This window comes from uncultured Parabacteroides sp. (assembly GCF_905196875.1).
Lineage (GTDB): Bacteria > Bacteroidota > Bacteroidia > Bacteroidales > Tannerellaceae > Parabacteroides.
Map to the genome: position 1 here is coordinate 1 of NZ_CAJJWO010000036.1, position 19,982 is coordinate 19,982.

Below are 19,982 nucleotides of genomic sequence, written 5' to 3' on the forward strand. Positions count from 1 at the left end.
GTGATTTGTCGCAGCGGCGGCAGCCGCTTTTCAAGCAGCACGAGCTGCACACCGGCGATACCGTTAAACGTGCACGGCACGACGCCGATCTCGGCGTAGCCGAGCTTTTGATAGAAGCGGCGGGCGCGGAGGAGACGGACGAGCTCGGAGAGCTTGCGGACGGGCTCGGAATATCGGACAGTGCGCGTTTCCTAGGCAGACGTTCTGATATACCGCAGCTGCTCTGCGCAATGGATGCTTTTATATTCCCGTCTTTGCGGGAGGGCTTGCCCGTATCCGTAGTCGAGGCGCAGGCGGCCGGGCTGCCGGTGCTGATGTCCGATACCGTGACGGACGAGGTCTGCATAACGGATAATATAAAGCGCCTGTCGATTGACGTCGACCCCGCGGATTGGGCGAAAGAAATCGAAACAGTTCCCGACGGGCTGCGCGCCGCCGCATTTGAAAAAGTCAGGGAATGCGGCTGGGATATAGCCGACTGCGCAAACACGCTTGTTGAATTTTACGAGGGGTGAGTTAATATGGCGGCAAAAAGAGTACTGATAGTTCTCGGAAAACTGAAACGCGGCGGAGCAGAAACGCTGGTTATGAACATCTACCGCACAATAGACCGGTCGTCTATACAGTTCGATTTCATCGTACATACTCCGGATCGCTATGACTATGACGACGAAATTGAGTTGCTCGGCGGAAAGATATACAGATTTCCGCAGTACAATGTGCTCAATCATTTTTTACCGGAATAACTACCGATACAGGAATTTTATCCATACTGTTTATTCTGATTTCAAGATACGTTTCTTTATTTCTCTTGCCGGATTTCCTCCGACAACAGTCCACGGCTCCACATCTTTAAAGACACAAGACCTGGCTCCTACTACTGCTCCCTGCTTAATCTTTACCCCCATAGCGATAAAAGTATCAGCAGCTATCCATACCTGGTCTTCTATCACAATAGGTGCTGTAATTAACGGATGACAAGGATTTGAAATATCATGTGAAGAAGCACATAAATAACTTTTTTGCGAGATTATCGTATGAGCTCCTATCTTTATCAAATCCGTATTATAGCAATCCACATGGGGAGCCAGACAAGAATAAGCATCCATTTCCAGATTCCAGGGAGCCCATATACGGGCAGAAGAATAAATATGTACCGTAGGATGCAACTTTGCTCCAAATAAACGAAGCAGGAACAGACGCCAGCAATTAAAAGCGGACAAACTCAAAGGTCTGAATGCGAATACATACACAACATTCCAGCAGGCTCTTTTCAGTTTATCTCTGATACCCCACTCGTTTCGGTAAAAAGATAAATCGACCTGAAGCCGTTCTTCATTTTTCATACTGTTCTATGATTTTTTCGAGTTGTATTTCCAGATATCGGGCTAATTTCTTTTGTCCTTTTTCATTCAGATGAATGTTATCCCGATAATCCTCCGGTAACATATATTCCATCCCTTTAATTACCAAAAGAGAATCTTTCTCACAGAAATCGAGTATCGACTCACCCTCCTGATTATATTTCTTTTGTTCCAACTCCGTTATTTCAGGATGAAGCCACACAAAGAAAGGAATACCGGCTCCGTGAAAACGAGAAGCCAATGCCTCGAAACCCGTATTAAAGACTTGACCGTCTTTGGATATTTCGGTCGGTATAACCTTGTCCGAATCATGAGGCTTTAAATAAGGCAACAAATATCGGGGGATCAGATAACGATGAAGCAGTTCTCCCCACGCCAGCAAATATTGCCGACCGGAAAAGCCGGGAATTACATCTATGACCGGCTGATGATTTATATTATCATGTGCATCATGGGAACTGCAGATCAGAAAAGCTACCTTACCATTAAACATACCGTAACGCTTCAGATAAGCCTCACAATTATCAGGCCCCCAACTACCGGCTGAGATATTCAAGACCTGCACCTTTTTACCTGTAACAGATGAAAGATCATTACATAACCGGGTAGTGGCAGTACTGTCCTGATCGGTCAATGCCCCTCCGTTCAACACAGAATCCCCCAACCCTAAAACAATAAATGCCGAAGAATCTACCGGCTCACTCCGTTGCGAATACTCATTGTATATAATATGCTTTTTAAAACGATAACGTTTTTGATCGGATCGCGCAATATATTCAAAATCAGGATCCGATTGCATTAACACCGAATCACAAAATCCCCATACCTGACGAAGATAAACTTCGCCTGCTACAAATAAGACCAGGATACTTCCACCTGCTATCAGCAAAATTTTTTTTATCGATTTTTTCATCAGATTATCTTTAATAAAGTTGATTGACTTTTATATTCCATACGGGTAAGTTCCTGTGAATATATTTCAGCCGCGCTTCTTTTCAAGGTGAGATCTTCAAAAGATAGTTCAAACAAAAAAGAAGAAACTGATTTCGATAAATCCGTTGAACCGGGCAACAGCCAGATTGCATCAGGAAACATACAAGCCCCTTCCGATTCCTTATCGGCATTATATAAAACAGGCAATCCGCTACATATCGCACTGACCACTTTCGATGGTACGCAAACATGGTTCCATGCAGGTAATAAAGACGCCACACAGATATCGATATATTGCATATCAGCCGGCGCTATATAATCAAGTATGATTACCGACTCGAAAACACTGATATTATCCAATACCCGCCGAGCTTTTGCCCCATATAGACGAAGTAATATCAAATGTTTTTCCGGATCCAGTTGCCTGATAAGCTCCAACAGAAATACATCATTGTGGGCTTCTCCGATATTTCCGGCATAACAAAAGATAATCTTATCCCGATGGGCTTTCCGCCAGAAAGGTTCAATTGCATTTTCCCTTTGACAGATTCCGCAAGGCAATACGATATGAGGAATAAAAGAACGGTTATATTGCCGGCACAGATAACGATATTGCTGCTCTCCTAATGTGATCAGAAAATCAGGCACATGACGATAAACAAAAGAAGATATTATACGGTAAACCGGATGATGACGAAACACTAACCCAGCCGATACAAATGCTTCCGGATACAAATCCATTGTCCAAAATGCCAGCTTACTTCGGTATAACGGACGGAACAAAACAGCCCAGATATTTATTAAGGAAGGATCCGTTAATACCACTTTCAGTTGATGATGTGGCAACAGCATGGAATAGGACATCAACCGGAAACCATCCACCAAATTACCCAACAAGCGAAGATATTTATTCGTTCCACTATAAAAATCAGGTAATTCGATTGTCCGGTAAGGCAATTGCTCCTGTTGTCCGGAAACCTGCCCTTTGTAAGAGGCATGAATGGAAAGTACGATAACATCGACCCCGTTCTCCCACAAAAAATCTGCCAGTTTACGAACCGGACGACCGGTTGCAGAAGGGTGCAGTGCGCCGTATTTATTGATAATTACGACTCTTTTCCGCATTTACTTGATTATAAGTTAACATCAATTAGCAAGCTATTTCCTCTGATACAGATATTTTATCTCATAAAAGAAAAAAATAAGAACTGACAGATTGAATTTCATTCGCTTATACCGCCCTGTCCACGATAATCGTTCATGCACAGATAGAACACCTTCCATCTGAGAATGAAAAAGAGCTACATAATATCCATTCAAAAGAACATCCAACCTGGAGTCAATAAAGCCTTTGTATAAGAAGGTAGTATCTACAAAGGACTTTATTCGTTAATACCCAACCGATAATGGCGGATAGCCAATCGACCCAACAGAAACAATATTTTTTGACACAATCTTCCATAGAGCATTCCCAGATATTGGAATACCGATATTTTATACCGAACAACTGATTCTTGCTGAATTTCAGTCGGTATTATATCTTTTCCCGATGCATCTACTGTGAATGTCGGATATATACCTTTAACCTGTATCCCTTTTTTTCTAATATAAGGGTAATCATCTGCTACTATAAATGGACGAGAGACAGAAAGCATGCACTGTGCAGCTTTACGATTTATTAAATAAGCACAAGTTCCGTATGCATTATTAATTCTATAAAAAGTATATTTACCCAGCTTTCGGTATTTCTCCGTATAATAAACATAGTGCATCGCCAGTGTAATAAAATAAGGCTTATCATCACTGCAGTTATCCAATATATTTTTCAATGTTATTCCAACATCTTCCGGATATAGAAAATTCACATCATCTTCCAGTATCAAAGCAAATTCTTCATCCGATTCCAATAATTTCCGGTAACACTTCCTATGACTCAGTGTACAACCGATCTCCCCACCTTTGGGAGTACGATGATAACGATTGATGAACTTCTTTAAATCGAAACAGGCTTTAACTTCTTGGGGATCCAACTTTCTGCCATCAACAGCTTCCACCAGTTCGACATCCATAAAAGGAAATTTTGCAGTCTCTACCAGCACAGCTTCTCTACGATCTACCGAGTCTTTCAGGTTGATCACATACGTTTTTATTTTCATTTCCAATTTATTGATATCCATAATAACTTTTCCCATATCCATACCCATAATACCCGTAGCCATAACCATAACCGGCATGCTTATAACAGGCATCATTCAGTAAGACAGACATATGCGGAAGTTTCCCCTCAGTATACACATTTTCCACATCCGGCAATCGCCTGCGATCCATCAAACCTTCACGTATGACATAAATACACAGGTCGGCTACACGACTGATTATCTGAGGGTCGGCCACCATTCCGTAAGGAACCGTATCTATAATGATATAATCATACCGCTCTCTCAACTGCCCGATCAAATCATCCAAAGCCTCTCCCAGCAACAACTCGGCAGGATTTGGAGGTATTGGACCGGAGGTAATGACATCCAGTTCCTCCAAATCGTTATACGGACGGATTAGTTGTGACAGGTCGGTTATCTTGCCCGACAGAAAATGAGTCATCCCCGGCAAAACGTTTCCGTCTTTATCTTTCTTCGATCCCTTACGAAGGTCGATCTCCAGTAAAATAGTGCGTTTTCCGGTCAGTACCAAAGAGGCTGCCAGATTAGATGAAGTAAACGATTTCCCGGAAGTGGGATTAGAAGATGTAAACATCAATACATGCGACTGCTTCTGCTTATCCAACATAAAATCCAGATTGGTTCTCACTATGCGGAAGGCTTCGGATACACCATCCCTTTGCAGTTTAGCGACCACCAACTCTTCTTTCTTCCGGTTATGCGGTATCTCTCCCAAAAAGGGAATACTCAGACTATCTTCAAGATCTTTCCGCCCCCGCACGGTTACATCCAGCATCGGTTGCAGATAAAAGAATAATCCCGGAATAAGCAGACCGGCAAGCAATGCTCCCAGTAAAACTACCAGTGGATTTGCACCATCCGTTCCTTTTCCATAAGCCGGATCAACTACAAAAAGATTACTCTCGGAAGTAGCCGATGTCAAAGCATTCTCTTCCCGTTTGTTCAATAAATAGAGAAAGAGTTCTTCTTTGATTCTCTGTTGCCGTTCTACCGAAAGCACATATCGCTGCTGGGTAGGAATATTACTGATCCGACTAGCTTCAAGCGATAACATCCGACTGACATATTCCAGTTTCATATTCAGTTCGCCTTTGGCATTTTTCAGGCTTTGACTGATCACCTGACGCAGTGAGGCTATTCCGTTCGACCGCGACTTTACTGCCGGACTATTCTCTCCTCCGTTTTCCTTCAACTTTTCCCGTTCCAGCAAGGTAGCGTTATAGTTATTGATCAACTCTTCGACTCCCTTACTTAATATTCCTGTATTAGCCGGTAACAGAGATTCATTTTTTAACGGATCATGTAAATACTGTTGAACCAGTTCGATCAACTCTATCTGGTTAAGCAAATCTGTAACTTCACGGTCATACCGGCTCCGGTTTTCCAAAGAAATTTTAGCTTCTATATTAAAATCTGCCGACCGGTTTTGCTTCCGGTAATCTTCAATATTACTCTCTACATTTCCCAGTTCCTCATTGATCAACTTCAAACGCTCATCGATAAAGACAGCCGTCGCCTGGATAATCTGATTTTTATCTTTCATCGATTCATCCACATACACCTGTATCAACATATTCAGTATATCATCTGCTCGCTTAATATCCGTATCCAGATAAGTCAATGTAAGCAAGTTAGCATCCTTGACAGAACGCTTCACATCCAGTTCTCCCAACAAGGAAGAAATAAGCGATTCATAATCATAGCAGGTAATTAATATCGGGGTATCCAACCATTCGTCATTGAAAAAAGAAGTACGGCTCACCACCATACGTCCGATTGGAGTATCTATCGATGTTCCGAAAGTATATTCCATCACCCCGTTCGGATCATCTTCCAGGCCTTTTATCCGGAAACGGTCGTTTGTCAAAGGAATAACCGAAAATGAAGCCGGTTTGATAAACGTCGAGTCCGGAAAACTTATTTCCAACGGTATATCCGTATATATATCCATGACTTTCAATCCGTCATCCGTCGAATACCCGATATCCAGTCCCAACCGCCGGATCACTTCGCCCATCAACAAACGAGATTTGAATACCAACGCTTCTCCATCGATATTATTGTTGCTGTCATCGAACATCTGCTTTTCATTGAAAGCCTCTTCCGATTTTACTTTGTTCTTTAACTGCACAATGGCTTCCCGCTTATAAACGACCGGAACAGTCTTTGTATAAACCCATGCACCTCCCACACACAAAAACACAGATATGGCAAACCAATGCCATTTCGTTAGCAAGACATCTAAAATAGTACGGAGATTAAATTCATCCACCAAATTAAAACTACTCGTATAAGGGGTCTGTTCTTTCATATTCTTTTATTTAAATATCAAAACACTCATAGAAGCAAGGAAAGATACAAGCGATATCCAGGTTCCCACATTCGTAAACTGATTCTGCACGCTCGACTCTGCCTTCACACGATTCGGTTCCACATACACCATATCATTCTGCTTCAGATAATAATCGGGCGACTGAAAAATATCCCGCGAGCGCAAATCATGGTATAAGATCGTACGTACCCCGTCTGCTTCACGAATAACCGCCACCCGGTTACGACGTCCGTGAATAGTTAAATCGCCTGCCAAGCTGAGTGCTTCAAACAAGGTTATCCGTTCGGAAGAAATAGCATAAGTACCTGGTCTGCTAACCTCACCGAGTATAGATATACGGAAATTCAGAAAACGTACCGTTACGACCGGATTTTTGATAAATCCTTCATTTTCCAGTCTCTTTTGAATCAGATCTATTAATTGCCTGCGAGTTAAACCGGCTACTTTGATTTTACCTAACAACGGAAAATTTATCGTTCCATCTATTTCCACCAGATACCCGGAGCTACTGCCTCCACCGATACTTCCGGTACTATTATATTCACTACCATATCGCAAAAAAGGGCGCAATAATTCCTGATCCGGACTACTCACATTTATATCCAGCAAATCATCTTTTTGAATCTTCAAAACCACCGTATCCATCATAGCTGTCTTTTTCAGCAAGTCGTCCCCCTGTAAATAAGCAATATCCTTTACCGAACCACAAGAAGCCAACAGAACAATCAAGAGACAACTTAATAAAAGCATCAGAATCTTTTTCATACATTTACTATTTATTTAATTTTTCAATAAAACCTTTTCCCGGTTTGAATTTCACGCTAACCCGGTTTGGGATCGTACAATCCTGACCAGTCCGGGGATTACGTCCTATACGCTCAATCTGCTTCCAGGGCATATAGTGACCAAAGTTTTGTATCAACACAGATTCGTTGTGCGTTATCGAATCACTTATCACTTCGTTCATCGTATCAATAAAACACAGGGCTTGTGTTACCGTCACCGACATACGGCCGGCCACTTCTTTTGCTAATTCAATCTTGTTCATGTTTATTAGTATTTGTTTAATTATATACAAATTCAGGTTTATCTCCTTGTCCGGCTACCCAGGCATACAGCCGCTCCATCTGCCTGGAAACGACATCGACCGAATACTTATCCAGTACCAACCTGCGTCCACGTTTTCCCATCGCCTGCAATTCTGCTTCATCCAGCGACAGAGCTTCCCGCACTGTCTTTGTCAGTGTATCGACATCGTTATTCACCCACCATCCACAACAGCAAGTGTTTAAGTCCTGCCAGGGGGAGCCGGTAGAAGCAATAACCGGAACTTCCTGAAGCAAAGCCTCGGGCGTTATTATTCCACAATTCTCAAAATCACTCGGAACAACCAGACAGGTAAGGGAGGCCAGCAAACGATTCTTCTTTTCTCCGGTTACAAATCCTTCAAAACGAACATTTTTCAGATTTAACCGCTTTACCTCCTTTTTCAGAAAGTTCATATAGACAGGATCTCCCTCTCCCATAATCAAAAGCTCACCGGGTTCGTTCAGTTGCGACCAGACTTCTATCAATCGTTCCACTCGTTTACGAGGATGTATACGCCCCAGATAACCGATCCGTTTTATCGATTTCGGATACAGAGGTTCCGCTTTATCGTCGCATACCATCGGATAAGGAAGCACGGCTACCGGATTGGTAAACCCCAGTGCCCGATAATATTCCATCTCTTCTCGGCAAGTAGCATGAATACAAGCAGCATTCTGTAATAGCCGCCGTTGATACAGGAATAATGTTGCTTTCTTTATCAGCGACGAATGTGCCAGAGCCTGCGGATAGAGAGTTCCATGCAAAGTAACCAGATAAGGTCGTCCCTGCTTCCGGGCATATCGGGCGGTAACATATCCCGAGTACAACCATATCCCCTGAATATGATAGATATCGACTCCTTTTATTTTTTTCAGTTCCCGTGGGATTGCTTTCGTATATCCCCAATGTGTATCCCAGAAACGGGGAAGGGGAAGATAACGAATGGAAGGATCATCCGACACTGCTTCTTCTCCCAAAGCAGGCTCATTGGTTATGATTCCTACATCCATACCAAGCGCTCTGGTTCCCAACAAGGTCAGCAACGCTGTACGTGTAGGGCCACCATGAGAGGTGCTCATGGAGTTTATTACATGAATGATTTTCATTTTGTATTCTCGATTTAATTGTTATTTCCAGTCAGGTTACATGTATCTCCTGAAAAAAGATTTCATTTCATAATACAGGAAAAGTAAGGATGCATACTTCAGATAGATTAAAATACAAATCAGCTTAAACAAATTCGGTTTTAAATCGATTTTTGAAAGATATTTTTTTATTCGTTTACGGTCTGCTTGTCTAACCTGATCTCTCACCCAGATATAGCGACCATTGAACGACAAACAGGAATGCATATATTGTATACTGCTTATACTTATCACACACTTAAGTATATAATCAAAGTAAAACATCTCTTCCACTTTACCGTTGTAAAGATTTTTAAAGTGCAATAATACAGCGGCTTCATCCACTATTCTTTTATGGCAATCAGGTAGTGAAAAATCGATGCGAACCTGTGTTGTTAATGAATTTTCCTGTTTCATAATATGATATAAGACATCAGACATCATGCGTATATGATCCACATACCTTAAATAATAGCAGTTGAATACAGTATCTTCGCCATAGTGTATCCCCCGGACAAAACGAATTTTTTCACGTTCTATAATCTCACGGTCATATAAGCGACAAACAGGAGGAGGAAGTACTCTGGAAAAAAAATAGTCTGCTAAAAAATCAGCCGAGCTGTTATCAAAGGCATAATATCCATCCGGAATAACATCAACTGCACTTTTGGTTGTATTTTCAAAAGTTTCACTACTATTACATATAGCGATACACTTCTCCCCTGTTCCTGCATACAGTTTTTCCAGATAGTTTTTTGCCACCCAGTCATCACTGTCAATAAAAGCGACATACCGCCCTTCGGCATGATCCAACCCCAGGTTGCGGGCCATTGAGACTCCCCGGTTTTCCTGATGAAAAACACGAAAACGGCTATCTTTATCCGCATATTCCCGACAAACAGACAAACTGGTATCTGTCGAACCGTCATCTACCAGCAGGCATTCCCAATAGGTATAAGACTGATTCATTATAGAATCGAGGCATCGGGACAAACAATATGCCCGGTTATAAACAGGCACAATAATGGAAATTAAAGTTGATTGATTCATGCTGACTCATTTTTATATTACCAATCCATACGACGTCCGATCATATGAAAAAACCGTTCATTCCACGGTTTGAAAAAACTTTTTAAAAACTCTTTACAATCAGCAGATATCTGCTGATTGTAAACTCCAACATTGGAGTTTACCAACTTATCTTCTTTCCAGTTATAGTGAGGTATTCCCAAAAAATTTTCAATAAGATATAATGTTTCAACTCTATGGTTTCTCAGCTCTTTATCTTCAATAATTAAAATTTGCTCCGGTTTGAAATAATGATAATACCGCTTCAGTTGATCTGCATATAAGCCATGACGGATAAAATCAGGGAAATGAAACGCCGATGGCAAATAAGAACCGGTTTCTTTAATTCTACGAAATTCTTCCTCTATAAACCAGGAGAACGGATATTTTTCCGGATTTTTCAAAAAATCAAAATACTCATGGCAGGGATCTTCTCTAACACACAAATTATCCTCTACAGCATACCTACATGCCATATTATATTCGGATATAGCACGACTCACCGGTTCACGTACCAAAAAGATCAAACAGGCTTCCGGATTATATTGATACAGACGCCCGGGTACTTCTTCCAAATAAACATAATCAGGAGTAGCTTCAAAAAATAAACGATTCCTGTTATTTTTCAGTAAGTCTTTTGCAACGAAAGAAGATAATGTTTCCTTTACTCCCACTTTCTTATACCCGGTGGAAGAGAACAACAACGTTTCTTTTCCACCGGCTCCAACACAAGATGGATGTTGATTCATAAAATCAAATAAAGAAGTGGTTCCACACTTTTGAGCACCAATAATGAAGAAATCGAACTTTTTAGCAAGTCCGGATGCTTCTAAAAAAAGAATAAGCAATTGTTTCTTAAGAGTTACATTCATTTTCATTTATAGTATTAATCAACCACATAGCTTTCAGTACCGGAGAATGAGTCAGCTGTGTCGTTACTTTCCCCAACCGTTTATGCAAAGGGATCATTTGAGAAAAAATATCCGAACGTTCCACTACAGTCAATGCCATACTCAAATCAGCTAACAGATGCTTAATTTGTTTCAGCAAGTCTGTTTCATATATTTCCAAACGGCTGAAACGAGTTGTTTTTCTGATATATCCGATAAACTCTTCGCCCCCCAGCCAACCAAGCAGCGAATCAGGATCCTGTCCCGGTTCGAGGATAATGCGCCCGGCAGAAAAGCCTTTGCCTGCCAGCAACCGGGCTGATTTGTAGCCGTTTGTCCGACCGGCTTCGTCACCATCGAGCATCACGATAACGCAGTGAGTGTACCGGCCTAGCAATGTTATGTGCTGTTCGGTCAGTACCGTACCGCACAACGCAACCGTATTTCGAAACCCCGCTGCATGCATCGCCAGCACATCCTTGTAGCCTTCGGTGATATACACAAAACCATGCTTGCGGATTTCCTCCTGCGCCTGATACAAGCCATATAATATTTCACTTTTATGATATATCGCGCTATTAGAGGAATTCATGTATTTACGAATATCCGTCCCTACCGTTTCTCCCCGGTAGCGACCGGCAAAAGCAACCAGATCGCCCCGCTCGTTACGGATCGGGAAAACAAGACGGCTACTCAAATAAGTATAATCGCGGGGTAAGAATGCCGGAGCGATACCGACCTCAAATGTTTTATATGTTTCGCGTAGAATTTCATTTTCAGGAATATATTCTTCCAACAAATCAAGCATCATCCGGTGGTTACGAAGCAAACACTCTATCTGCAGCGGGCTGACCAACGCTTCCGGCAGAGGTTGCGGTTTCTTCTTTACCGGAGGATATTTCATCGGTTGGTAATCTTCCTCCGCTTCCGACAAACCATACCAGCCCGCCAATTTTTTCAATGCTCCACGAAAGTCGCAATCCTCCATCTTCTGCACGAATCTGAACAGATCGCCCCCTTCGCCACAGGCAAAACATTTATAATATTGCCCCTTCACATTGACCAACAGCGATGGATGCCGGTCATCGTGGAAAGGGCAAAGCCCCACCAGGGTCTTTGCCGAGCTTCCGTTCCTCCGCAGAGGGAGGTAGCGTTCCACTACCTCCTCCAAACAAGTTTTTTGCAGTATCTGATCTTTTAGGTTCATATCACTTTCGGATCATAATCCGTCATACAAGTCATTGCCGGGTTATAGCGGAATTTAGCAACCCCTGTGGCTCCGTTACGGTTCTTGGCAACCAGCAGCAACCCTACTCCGCGAAGGTCTTCCTTCGTTTTCGGATCATAATAAATATTGTATTTCTCGGCACGGTAGACAAAGACTACCACATCGGCAATCTGTTCGATTGCACCTGAGTTTCGCAAGTCGCTCAATACCGGCAAGTGAGGAGCCGGACGGCGCTCGCTCTCGCGGTTCATCTGTGCCAGCAACACCACCGGGATCTCCATCTCTTCGGCCATCAGTTTGATTTTACGGACTACATTTCCCAATGCCAGATCGGTTGTTTCCTGCAAGTTACTCTTCGACACCACGATATTGATCAAATTCAGATAATCGATAAACAGCACATCCAGTTTCCTCTGCTTATGCAAAGCCTGCGCTTTGGCGCGCATCTCCTCGATCGTGTCCGAACCGCAATATTCCAGAATGATCGGAAGCTGCTCCAACTCCTGCTGCGCCTTTGTCAAACGTTCGCGCTCCGACTGCGAGGTTCCTTTGAAGCGCATCCGGTCGGTATCCACTCCGCTCAGCATTGAAAGCAAACGCATCACCAACTGCTCCTTGCTCATCTCCACACTGAAGAAAGCAACCGCCTTCCCCTGCCGGGCTGCCGACAAAGCCATCCAGAGCGCCACCGCCGATTTACCCATCGAAGGACGGGCGGGAACGACCACCAGTTCTCCGTTATACAGGCCACCGGTCAACTGATCGAGTTCACCGAAACCGGTACGTATATGCGTATTCGTTCCCGATTCGCGATCAGCCTGTTCCTGATAGGATTGGGTCAACACGCGGGTGGCCACTTTTGCCGCCTCTTCCAGTGTCGACACCTTCATCTGCTCGCCACGCAACGAGTCGACCAGTTGATCCAGCCCGTTCAACAGCTCCGTCACATCCGCTGAGGGATGGGTCACCTCCGTTTCTTTCTTTTTCAACTCGTCCTGCATACGGCGCAGGATATAATTGTTCACCAGTTCGTCGGCATGATAACGGATATGGTAATCACTACGCACATCGAGCAGCATATCCGAAAGGAATGACAACCCGTTCAGCCGTTCGTACTGCGCCATATCCAGGCGCATCATCTCCTGCTCCACCGTCAGCATATCCACCCCTTTGCCGGCATTCGCCAGCGAAAGGATCGAAGTATATACAAACCCGAGCCCGGGATGATAGAACATTTCGGGACGCAAACGTCCCATCACGTCGAAGATGGCATCCGGATTACTCAGCAAACCGGCAATCACCGCTTTCTCGATCTCAGGACTTACATGTACCTGCTTCAGGTTGTTGTTCATATTTGCATTCATCAGTTCACCCCTCCTTTCCGTTCGTTTGGGAGTGAATAAAAATTGCTTGCAGCAGCAAAAAGACTGCTTTCGTTTTCCGTTTCAGACCGGGGGACATCCGGCACATACGTTTCGTTTCTCTTAATTTCGACCAGCTGTTCATAGTTCATCAACACAATCAGCTTATAGCCGTCCAGTTCTTTCATCTGTAGAAAACAATCATTTTCCAGACGATCCAGACATTTTTTAACCGACTTGCGGCACAGCCCGGTCAGACTTGCCAGCTCCGTCAGCGAAGTGACCCATTCGCCCGGACGACACACATACGACAGATTATTCAAACGCACCACCCCTTCACTGAAATAGGCAAAAGTCTGCACACACAGCAATACGCCAGCCAGACGGCGTTGTTCGCAATCACCACTGAAAAAAGATTTCAGCACATTTCTTCCCACTTTCAGATAACCACATTTACGGTAACCCGGAGTCATGTTTTCCTTACATTTCTTCATAATTTTACCCTATTTATTTAAGACTTGAAATGTCCCGGCAAAAGTCCCGACAAAGGTTCATCCGAAAGTTTTTGATTTTCATTATTGTCCGATCTGTTACGATCAGTAATGGTTACAGCCCCGATTGCAGCTCTCTTTAATATAGAATAAATAGTCTATATAATAAATACAAAGGGGCTTGTTCAAAAAAATTTAAAGACCTGCCAAATACTTATCCGGTTACCGGCAAATATAAGGGTTGACTCAAGTACGACGGTTTTAATGAAAATGCAAAGAAAAACTGGCAAAGCACACTCATTCAGAGCAGGTTAATTATTTATTTTTTGAAATCGTATTTTTCGAAATTCTTAAAGAAGTTTAAAACCTCCTCATATTCCAGTAATTGGCTACATAATCCTTGCTGAATGCTCGACCGTTTGAGCCGTAGTTCAAATACAGAATCGAGAGCAACAGTCAATTCATTCGCCTGACAATCTAACCTTGATGTTTTCAACATGGCGGTCATAACCGCCATAAACAAACCGGTGTCGTTCACTTTCACTTTAGAAATTGTCAACACATCCGGCTCATACCCGAAATAGCCGAGAATAACCGGTCGGTAATATTCAAAAAAACGACCGGCAAACGCCCTCCACGAATTTCTTGTTTTCACCAGATCGGTAGAGCACAAGAAAAGCGCACATTCCATAATCGTTTTATCCGGATGATAACCTTTATGCATTGTTGCTTTAAAAACAGGAAAGGATAATTGTTTTCCTCCTGACATCTTGTAAAAATTTTTTATTTATCTCTAATTTATTTGTTTTCATATTTTTACATTTTATGCCCGAAAGAGGATGCTTTTCCAGCTAAAAAAAGTCATGAATTGTGATTTTAAAAGTCCCTTATTTTGATTCCAAAAGTCTGGTCTTAACATTTCAAAAGTCCCTTATTTTATTTGCGGATCAGTTTCTTTACAATATTTTTCAAAGAGGCTTTATATTTTTCTTTCACAACCAGTTCCGGAGTAAGATAATACTTTCTCATATCTTGTACATAAGCTTTTACCCATCCATATTCAGTCCGCCTTCGTGCCTGATCCAAAGGTTGGTCGAATATATTCCGGTAAAAAGCCAGTCTTTTCTCATTTTGAATATCATAACACTCTTCAAAAGTATCGCCATACGGCCAGAAAGGAGTGGTTACTTTTTCCAGGTAAGCAGCATCATTATTATCCAGACGGATAATTTCATCTACAGCCTCTTCTATTGTCGAGAAATCCATTAAATTGATAAACGAGTTCGAACGACAGTTCAAACTGATACTGGGGCTACCCCAGTATATCGGCAAAGATTGAGAAAAAAACGGATCAAATATTTTTTCCGTCACATAACCCAGTTGACTCGAATTTTCAATTGCAAGTGTAAATTTATACTCTTTCAGAAACGATAATTTATTGTCGACTCTTCCTCCCATATTATTCAGGAAATCTCCTCCGGCATCAATCCGTTTATATTTTGATAACGCATGAAAAATCTTTTCGCGGAAAGGATCTGCACAGCAATTGTTCGAATAGACAAAATTACAGAATTTACGGTTAAGTAAGTCTCCTCTATTTATCTCCGGATGATATGTATACCGAGCAGACAATAATAGATTATGATACAATGTACGATCTCCACATTGAATTTCGGATAAACTGATCGCATAATCGCATAGATTCAAATCAGGTATTGCATTTTCACCACCATAAAAGATCTTTATACAACGATCATATCGTAAATGTTCTGTTCCAAAACAAGAATAAAAAAGATAATCCGGATTTTCTTTATCAAACACAAACTCATACTCGGACAACAAAAAATTAAAATGATATTTGTAATCAAATCCTGGCCAAAAATCGATAAAATAACAATGTATTTTTTTCTTCATAACTCAATTTATGTTAATAAATCTATACAGATATACAAAATCCCGATTTACATAATTATATAAATTTAAGTTTATATATCAACATATCTATTACTCGCCGGATGATCAGCTCACATAACCTCCTTAAATAATAACACCTTTGTTTAGACTGTCCAAAAGGAAGCTTCCAATAATACTTCCACCAAAACCACCCCATTCTGTGAAATTTAGACCAGGGTTTAATCTCTACATAATGTATATTCCCACATTTTCGTCCTTCCTCAAATTCTTCTTCAGAATAAAAAGTCTTTGCATTATTCAACTGAAACGTATTATATTTAAATCTCAATATCTTTATTTTTCCCTGACAAGTAAGATTCAATATATCCTGATCCAGATAAGACATTCGTGTATTTGAAACTTCCTGAAGCCATTTTTCAACCATGCAATCCTGGTTGATCTTTTTTATATTCATCAATAAAAAACCACCATTTATGTATTCATCCGGATTTAAACCCAATGCCAATGGATGTTTCCTGTTAACTACAGACATCCAGGTATCACGAACTCCTCCCAGGTAATAATCATCCATATCTTCCTTATAATAAAGAGCTCCCAGACCACTGCGAAAGATAAAATCAACATCGACAAAAAAGGCTTTATCATAATCACTCAGAAGTGTCGGTATAAGTAAACGATAATATACGACAACACTATTGGGAGCTTCTTTTGATAAACGAGCATCAACAAATTTATCGGACATATCTTCAAACTGAAAACTACAACGCTTATATTTCCGCTCCAAAGTATAGAATAAGTCTAGCTCTTTTTGGGTCACTCCCTTATGAAGACAAACAAAATGATAGAACTCATCCTCTGAAGAATTACACATTAACGATGTCAGACAAACGCCTGCCGGAATCAAAAAAGCTCTGTCGAAACTTATAACTACAGGATTTTTTTTCATTTTCAAATTATTTTGTTGTAAATCTATTCGAAATACCATCATGCAATCCACGTCTTTTCGCTTCTTCTGCCAAAGCCGGAGTAATATCATACCCGCTGATAATTTTTTCAACCGAACTTCCCAAATTGAAAATAGCCGTTGAATTAACAGAGATAGCTCTTTTTACCGGTAAACCCATCAATGTCAAAAGCTCCATAGGACAAGGTGTTTTTAATATCCGAGCCTTCGGAAAATAACACGAATAATCTGTTTTCTCCCGGGGATGAACTTTAATTAGCACTTTCGATTCGTCATAACCAGATAACAACTTCCGATATACGTCTATCTTATCCGACTCTAAAAAATGAATACCAGAATCTTCACTAAAAGGCTGCGTCAACAACAATGTTTCATAGCCAACAAACATATATTTATCAATACCTTCCGGCAAAAACACTTTCAGTATACTCTCTTTTTGACTCAAATTTTTCTGTTGCCACAATAATTGCAAGTCTATCAACTCCACTTTATTTGCAATAATTTCCGGTATCGGTAAAATACCGGTTAAATAGATTATTCTGACATTATTTGCCAAACCATACCAGGGATACCTATCACCATGCAGCCATCTGCTTAACATTGACTTATTTCTTTTTACTACCTGTCTTTCTCTATTATAAACAAGTTCATAAGATCCCACTCCATCTTCCAGATAAAAAACCGTTTCAAAGGATTTCATAAACAGATCCGCAAATGGGAGATTTCCACCTAAATATACCGGAGTTTTAGGATTGAAAAAAGAATAAAGATGGATCTTCATTAAAAAAAGATAATGATAATATAAAGAGATATATCTTACTGGTATTACATTTGATAAACGGTTGGATATTAATTCCGGGAAAGTCGTATTAATAAAAAAAAGAGTCTCTTTCACCTCGTAGGGTTCCAACAAATAATACTGTAATAGTGCATAAGTAGTAGGCAGGTAAGCAATAGCTTTATATTTTTTAAAACACCACATTTTATCTCTATTTATAATTTTCAAAATACCGGTATTTCATATAATAATATTCGACCTCCTCAAAATTTTCTTTTGTATCGATATCCAGATAACCGAAGGGATGGTCGACTACCTGAGAGTACAAAGAGTCACCTCGAATACGACCGTTCAGTATCAGGTCGCGATGGCTGATGTAAAGTAATCCGTTCTCAAAATAAAGTGTTTCCATATCCTGACTACGCTGGCCGAATACGAAATTCCAAGGAACGAACTTTCCGTCTACCAAACGACCTAATTTCCTGACCAAAGGGCTTACTGTAAACAAGCTGTCGTACCGACCGCTTTCTATATTTCGTAAAGCTTCTTCCATCATTCCTTCGGGACGAAGGGGATTTGTTGCCTGTATATGGATCATATAATCGAACTCCTTTCCTGTCGAAAGGAGTTCGATGGCAGCATGCTGCAAGGCAATATCGGTTGTACACAAATCACCCGACAATTCCCCCGGACGCCAGATAATATTTGCCCCATAGCCACAGGCAACATCCGCAATTTCTTTACTATCGGTCGACACATATATTTCCGTATCAGGCAATACACGTTGCGAATATAAAATGGAATGAGCCAGTAAAGGTTTATCCATCAATGGCCGGATATTTTTACCCGGAAAACGCTTGGATCCTCCACGAGCGGGGATCAACATAACATACTTCATATTAGTTTTATTTGATGATTTCTTCAATGAACGAGGTATTGTCGACTCTTCTTCCCATATTATTCAGGAAAGCTCCTCCTAAATCGATCCGTTCATATTTAGGATAAACTGATTGAATAATCTCAGAGATTCAAATCAGGTATCTTCAGGAAAACAATAAGAGCGACAACTCCCTTTTTACCATCGCCATCAATATGACAACAAAGAGTTTCGGCCATCTTAAGGAAAGCAGATGTCGTTCCACCATTTAATCCTCCGGCATAATAATAAGATATTTATTGATTATTTTCGGCGTTTCAAATTACAAGTCGTATCTTTCAATAACTCGCTGGGGGCCGGTATATCCTTTTCATATGCCTCCCCAAAGAGCCATAAAGATTTATAAACGCCCGACCAGGCTGTATGTATACCGCTTACATCCGATACAGAAGCTATGTCCAACCATTCTTTAGACAATTCAACAGATCTTTTCCTCATTGCTTGCAAATGATACCAAAACCAGCCTCCTGACAAAAGACGATTATAATAACACATTTTTTCAATAGGAGCAGAATATCCATCAAAGGTGATATAATAAGTATCTTTTGTTATACAAAAGATTAAATGATCATTTGTACCATTAAATGGTAGCCTATTCAATACTCTCCATTTACCATCTTTATATTCCATGTTGATACCGGATAAAGACAAAGCATACTTATTGTTTGTTATCTCCTTAATCAGATAATTCTCATAGGTTTTCATGATCCATCTGCGAACCATGGGAATCTGTGAAAAAAAATCCAATGGAAACAAAAAAGTATATTTAGTCATTATACACCTATATATTATATTATAATATTTCCCCAAATAATCCCCTATAGACATACTTAGTTTACTTTCCTTCCGATAGGCATCACAATACCGCTTCAATTTATTAGTAAAATAAATCTGGTCAGTATCTATTTTCATAGCATACCGATAAGTTGCCTTTGATAAAGTATAATTATAATAATTACAGAGTTTATGTATAGACGTATCCGGCAAAGAGAAAGCAAACTTGCTTTCCTCCTCTGTCAATCCCCAACACAAGACTGGAGGAGCATAATAATAAACTTTAATCTTTTGGGGATACTGTTGCTGTTTTTTCCAAATAATTTCCGGTGCATTATCTTCACAATCCTGATAACAAATAATCAGTTCATCCAGTGCGTCTATACAGGAATCGATACAATCAGAAAGAAATTCAGCATCATTTCTGACACGTAATAAACCGGATATTCCTACAGGCCGATCTTTCGTAAGGAAAGACATATCCACGTAATAATCTTCACTGTTATAGTTCCTTTTCTCACAAATAGAACAGGTACATTTGATTTTGTTTTCCAT

At 40.9% G+C, this 19,982-nt stretch carries 21 protein-coding genes; 2 read left to right on the forward strand and 19 right to left on the reverse strand.

Features of this window, described 5'->3' with window-relative positions:
* On the forward strand, nt 1-515 hold a 515-nt coding region (locus QZ076_RS12830), incomplete at its 5' end, for a glycosyltransferase (RefSeq protein ID WP_293713705.1).
* A 6-nt stretch (nt 516-521) separates the two neighbouring features.
* Nucleotides 522-746: a hypothetical protein gene (locus QZ076_RS12835; RefSeq protein ID WP_293713706.1), complete on the forward strand. Its 225-nt coding sequence runs from the start codon at nt 522-524 to the stop codon at nt 744-746.
* 30 nt (nt 747-776) lie between these two features.
* On the opposite strand, the gene QZ076_RS12840 is transcribed toward QZ076_RS12835, so the two are convergent.
* From QZ076_RS12840 to QZ076_RS12930, 19 genes are all read right to left on the reverse strand, one after another.
* Entirely contained in the window at nt 777-1,346 is a 570-nt protein-coding gene (locus QZ076_RS12840) for a putative colanic acid biosynthesis acetyltransferase (RefSeq protein ID WP_293713707.1), read from the reverse strand.
* Nucleotides 1,336-2,277, reverse strand: coding sequence for a hypothetical protein (locus QZ076_RS12845; RefSeq protein ID WP_293713708.1), 942 nt, complete (start codon nt 2,275-2,277; stop codon nt 1,336-1,338). The genes QZ076_RS12840 and QZ076_RS12845 overlap by 11 nt, the downstream gene beginning before the upstream one ends.
* Nucleotides 2,277-3,422: a hypothetical protein gene (locus QZ076_RS12850; protein ID WP_293713709.1), complete on the reverse strand. Its 1,146-nt coding sequence runs from the start codon at nt 3,420-3,422 to the stop codon at nt 2,277-2,279. The genes QZ076_RS12845 and QZ076_RS12850 overlap by 1 nt, the downstream gene beginning before the upstream one ends.
* A 257-nt stretch (nt 3,423-3,679) precedes the next feature.
* Nucleotides 3,680-4,489, reverse strand: a complete 810-nt coding sequence (locus tag QZ076_RS12855) for a glycosyltransferase family 25 protein (RefSeq protein ID WP_293713710.1) — start codon at nt 4,487-4,489, stop codon at nt 3,680-3,682.
* Nucleotides 4,461-6,788 (reverse strand): tyrosine-protein kinase, encoded by a 2,328-nt coding sequence (locus tag QZ076_RS12860; protein WP_293713711.1) that lies wholly within the window; start codon nt 6,786-6,788, stop codon nt 4,461-4,463. Before QZ076_RS12860 ends, QZ076_RS12855 begins: the two co-directional genes overlap by 29 nt.
* A 6-nt stretch (nt 6,789-6,794) precedes the next feature.
* Nucleotides 6,795-7,574 (reverse strand): polysaccharide biosynthesis/export family protein, encoded by a 780-nt coding sequence (locus QZ076_RS12865; RefSeq protein WP_293713712.1) that lies wholly within the window; start codon nt 7,572-7,574, stop codon nt 6,795-6,797.
* 7 nt (nt 7,575-7,581) lie between these two features.
* Nucleotides 7,582-7,857: an HU family DNA-binding protein gene (locus tag QZ076_RS12870; protein WP_293713713.1), complete on the reverse strand. Its 276-nt coding sequence runs from the start codon at nt 7,855-7,857 to the stop codon at nt 7,582-7,584.
* 16 nt (nt 7,858-7,873) lie between these two features.
* A complete protein-coding gene (locus QZ076_RS12875; RefSeq protein WP_293713714.1) occupies nt 7,874-9,004 on the reverse strand; it encodes a glycosyltransferase in 1,131 nt (376 codons plus the stop codon).
* Between the two features lie 36 nt (nt 9,005-9,040).
* Nucleotides 9,041-10,072, reverse strand: coding sequence for a glycosyltransferase (locus QZ076_RS12880; RefSeq protein WP_293713715.1), 1,032 nt, complete (start codon nt 10,070-10,072; stop codon nt 9,041-9,043).
* Between the two features lie 17 nt (nt 10,073-10,089).
* A complete protein-coding gene (locus QZ076_RS12885; RefSeq protein ID WP_293713716.1) occupies nt 10,090-10,968 on the reverse strand; it encodes a sulfotransferase domain-containing protein in 879 nt (292 codons plus the stop codon).
* Nucleotides 10,946-12,187 carry a CHC2 zinc finger domain-containing protein gene (locus QZ076_RS12890; RefSeq protein WP_293713717.1) on the reverse strand — a complete coding sequence of 414 codons (1,242 nt, stop codon included), beginning with the start codon at nt 12,185-12,187 and terminating at the stop codon, nt 10,946-10,948. The genes QZ076_RS12885 and QZ076_RS12890 overlap by 23 nt, the downstream gene beginning before the upstream one ends.
* On the reverse strand, nt 12,184-13,572 hold the full coding sequence (locus tag QZ076_RS12895) for a DnaB-like helicase C-terminal domain-containing protein (RefSeq protein ID WP_293713718.1): 1,389 nt from the start codon (nt 13,570-13,572) through the stop codon (nt 12,184-12,186). Before QZ076_RS12895 ends, QZ076_RS12890 begins: the two co-directional genes overlap by 4 nt.
* Entirely contained in the window at nt 13,572-14,063 is a 492-nt protein-coding gene (locus QZ076_RS12900; RefSeq protein ID WP_293713719.1) for a hypothetical protein, read from the reverse strand. The genes QZ076_RS12895 and QZ076_RS12900 overlap by 1 nt, the downstream gene beginning before the upstream one ends.
* 316 nt (nt 14,064-14,379) lie before the next feature.
* Complete coding sequence (locus tag QZ076_RS12905) at nt 14,380-14,829, reverse strand: hypothetical protein (RefSeq protein ID WP_293713720.1); 450 nt, start codon at nt 14,827-14,829, stop codon at nt 14,380-14,382.
* 167 nt (nt 14,830-14,996) lie between these two features.
* A complete protein-coding gene (locus QZ076_RS12910) occupies nt 14,997-15,974 on the reverse strand; it encodes a glycosyltransferase family 10 (RefSeq protein WP_293713721.1) in 978 nt (325 codons plus the stop codon).
* A 55-nt stretch (nt 15,975-16,029) separates the two neighbouring features.
* Nucleotides 16,030-16,962, reverse strand: a complete 933-nt coding sequence (locus QZ076_RS12915) for a glycosyltransferase family 8 protein (RefSeq protein ID WP_293713722.1) — start codon at nt 16,960-16,962, stop codon at nt 16,030-16,032.
* Nucleotides 16,928-17,944, reverse strand: a complete 1,017-nt coding sequence (locus QZ076_RS12920; RefSeq protein WP_293713723.1) for a glycosyltransferase family 52 — start codon at nt 17,942-17,944, stop codon at nt 16,928-16,930. The genes QZ076_RS12915 and QZ076_RS12920 overlap by 35 nt, the downstream gene beginning before the upstream one ends.
* On the reverse strand, nt 17,928-18,614 hold the full coding sequence (locus tag QZ076_RS12925; protein ID WP_293713724.1) for an acylneuraminate cytidylyltransferase family protein: 687 nt from the start codon (nt 18,612-18,614) through the stop codon (nt 17,928-17,930). Before QZ076_RS12925 ends, QZ076_RS12920 begins: the two co-directional genes overlap by 17 nt.
* A gap of 282 nt (nt 18,615-18,896) precedes the next feature.
* The gene (locus QZ076_RS12930; RefSeq protein ID WP_293713725.1) at nt 18,897-19,982 is read right to left on the reverse strand and encodes a hypothetical protein; all 1,086 of its coding nucleotides are present in this window, start codon (nt 19,980-19,982) and stop codon (nt 18,897-18,899) included.

Coding starts and splice junctions, on each gene's coding strand:
- QZ076_RS12880 (WP_293713715.1), bottom strand. CDS start 10,072: ATGAATCAATCAACTTTAATTTCCATTATTGTGCCTGTTTATAACCGG.
- QZ076_RS12905 (WP_293713720.1), bottom strand. CDS start 14,829: ATGTCAGGAGGAAAACAATTATCCTTTCCTGTTTTTAAAGCAACAATG.
- QZ076_RS12875 (WP_293713714.1), bottom strand. CDS start 9,004: ATGAAAATCATTCATGTAATAAACTCCATGAGCACCTCTCATGGTGGC.
- QZ076_RS12895 (WP_293713718.1), bottom strand. CDS start 13,572: ATGAATGCAAATATGAACAACAACCTGAAGCAGGTACATGTAAGTCCT.
- QZ076_RS12890 (WP_293713717.1), bottom strand. CDS start 12,187: ATGAACCTAAAAGATCAGATACTGCAAAAAACTTGTTTGGAGGAGGTA.
- QZ076_RS12860 (WP_293713711.1), bottom strand. CDS start 6,788: ATGAAAGAACAGACCCCTTATACGAGTAGTTTTAATTTGGTGGATGAA.
- QZ076_RS12840 (WP_293713707.1), bottom strand. CDS start 1,346: ATGAAAAATGAAGAACGGCTTCAGGTCGATTTATCTTTTTACCGAAAC.
- QZ076_RS12915 (WP_293713722.1), bottom strand. CDS start 16,962: ATGATGGTATTTCGAATAGATTTACAACAAAATAATTTGAAAATGAAA.
- QZ076_RS12870 (WP_293713713.1), bottom strand. CDS start 7,857: ATGAACAAGATTGAATTAGCAAAAGAAGTGGCCGGCCGTATGTCGGTG.
- QZ076_RS12925 (WP_293713724.1), bottom strand. CDS start 18,614: ATGAAGTATGTTATGTTGATCCCCGCTCGTGGAGGATCCAAGCGTTTT.
- QZ076_RS12910 (WP_293713721.1), bottom strand. CDS start 15,974: ATGAAGAAAAAAATACATTGTTATTTTATCGATTTTTGGCCAGGATTT.
- QZ076_RS12835 (WP_293713706.1), top strand. CDS start 522: ATGGCGGCAAAAAGAGTACTGATAGTTCTCGGAAAACTGAAACGCGGC.
- QZ076_RS12930 (WP_293713725.1), bottom strand. CDS start 19,982: ATGGAAAACAAAATCAAATGTACCTGTTCTATTTGTGAGAAAAGGAAC.
- QZ076_RS12900 (WP_293713719.1), bottom strand. CDS start 14,063: ATGAAGAAATGTAAGGAAAACATGACTCCGGGTTACCGTAAATGTGGT.
- QZ076_RS12850 (WP_293713709.1), bottom strand. CDS start 3,422: ATGCGGAAAAGAGTCGTAATTATCAATAAATACGGCGCACTGCACCCT.
- QZ076_RS12885 (WP_293713716.1), bottom strand. CDS start 10,968: ATGAAAATGAATGTAACTCTTAAGAAACAATTGCTTATTCTTTTTTTA.
- QZ076_RS12865 (WP_293713712.1), bottom strand. CDS start 7,574: ATGAAAAAGATTCTGATGCTTTTATTAAGTTGTCTCTTGATTGTTCTG.
- QZ076_RS12855 (WP_293713710.1), bottom strand. CDS start 4,489: ATGGGAAAAGTTATTATGGATATCAATAAATTGGAAATGAAAATAAAA.
- QZ076_RS12845 (WP_293713708.1), bottom strand. CDS start 2,277: ATGAAAAAATCGATAAAAAAAATTTTGCTGATAGCAGGTGGAAGTATC.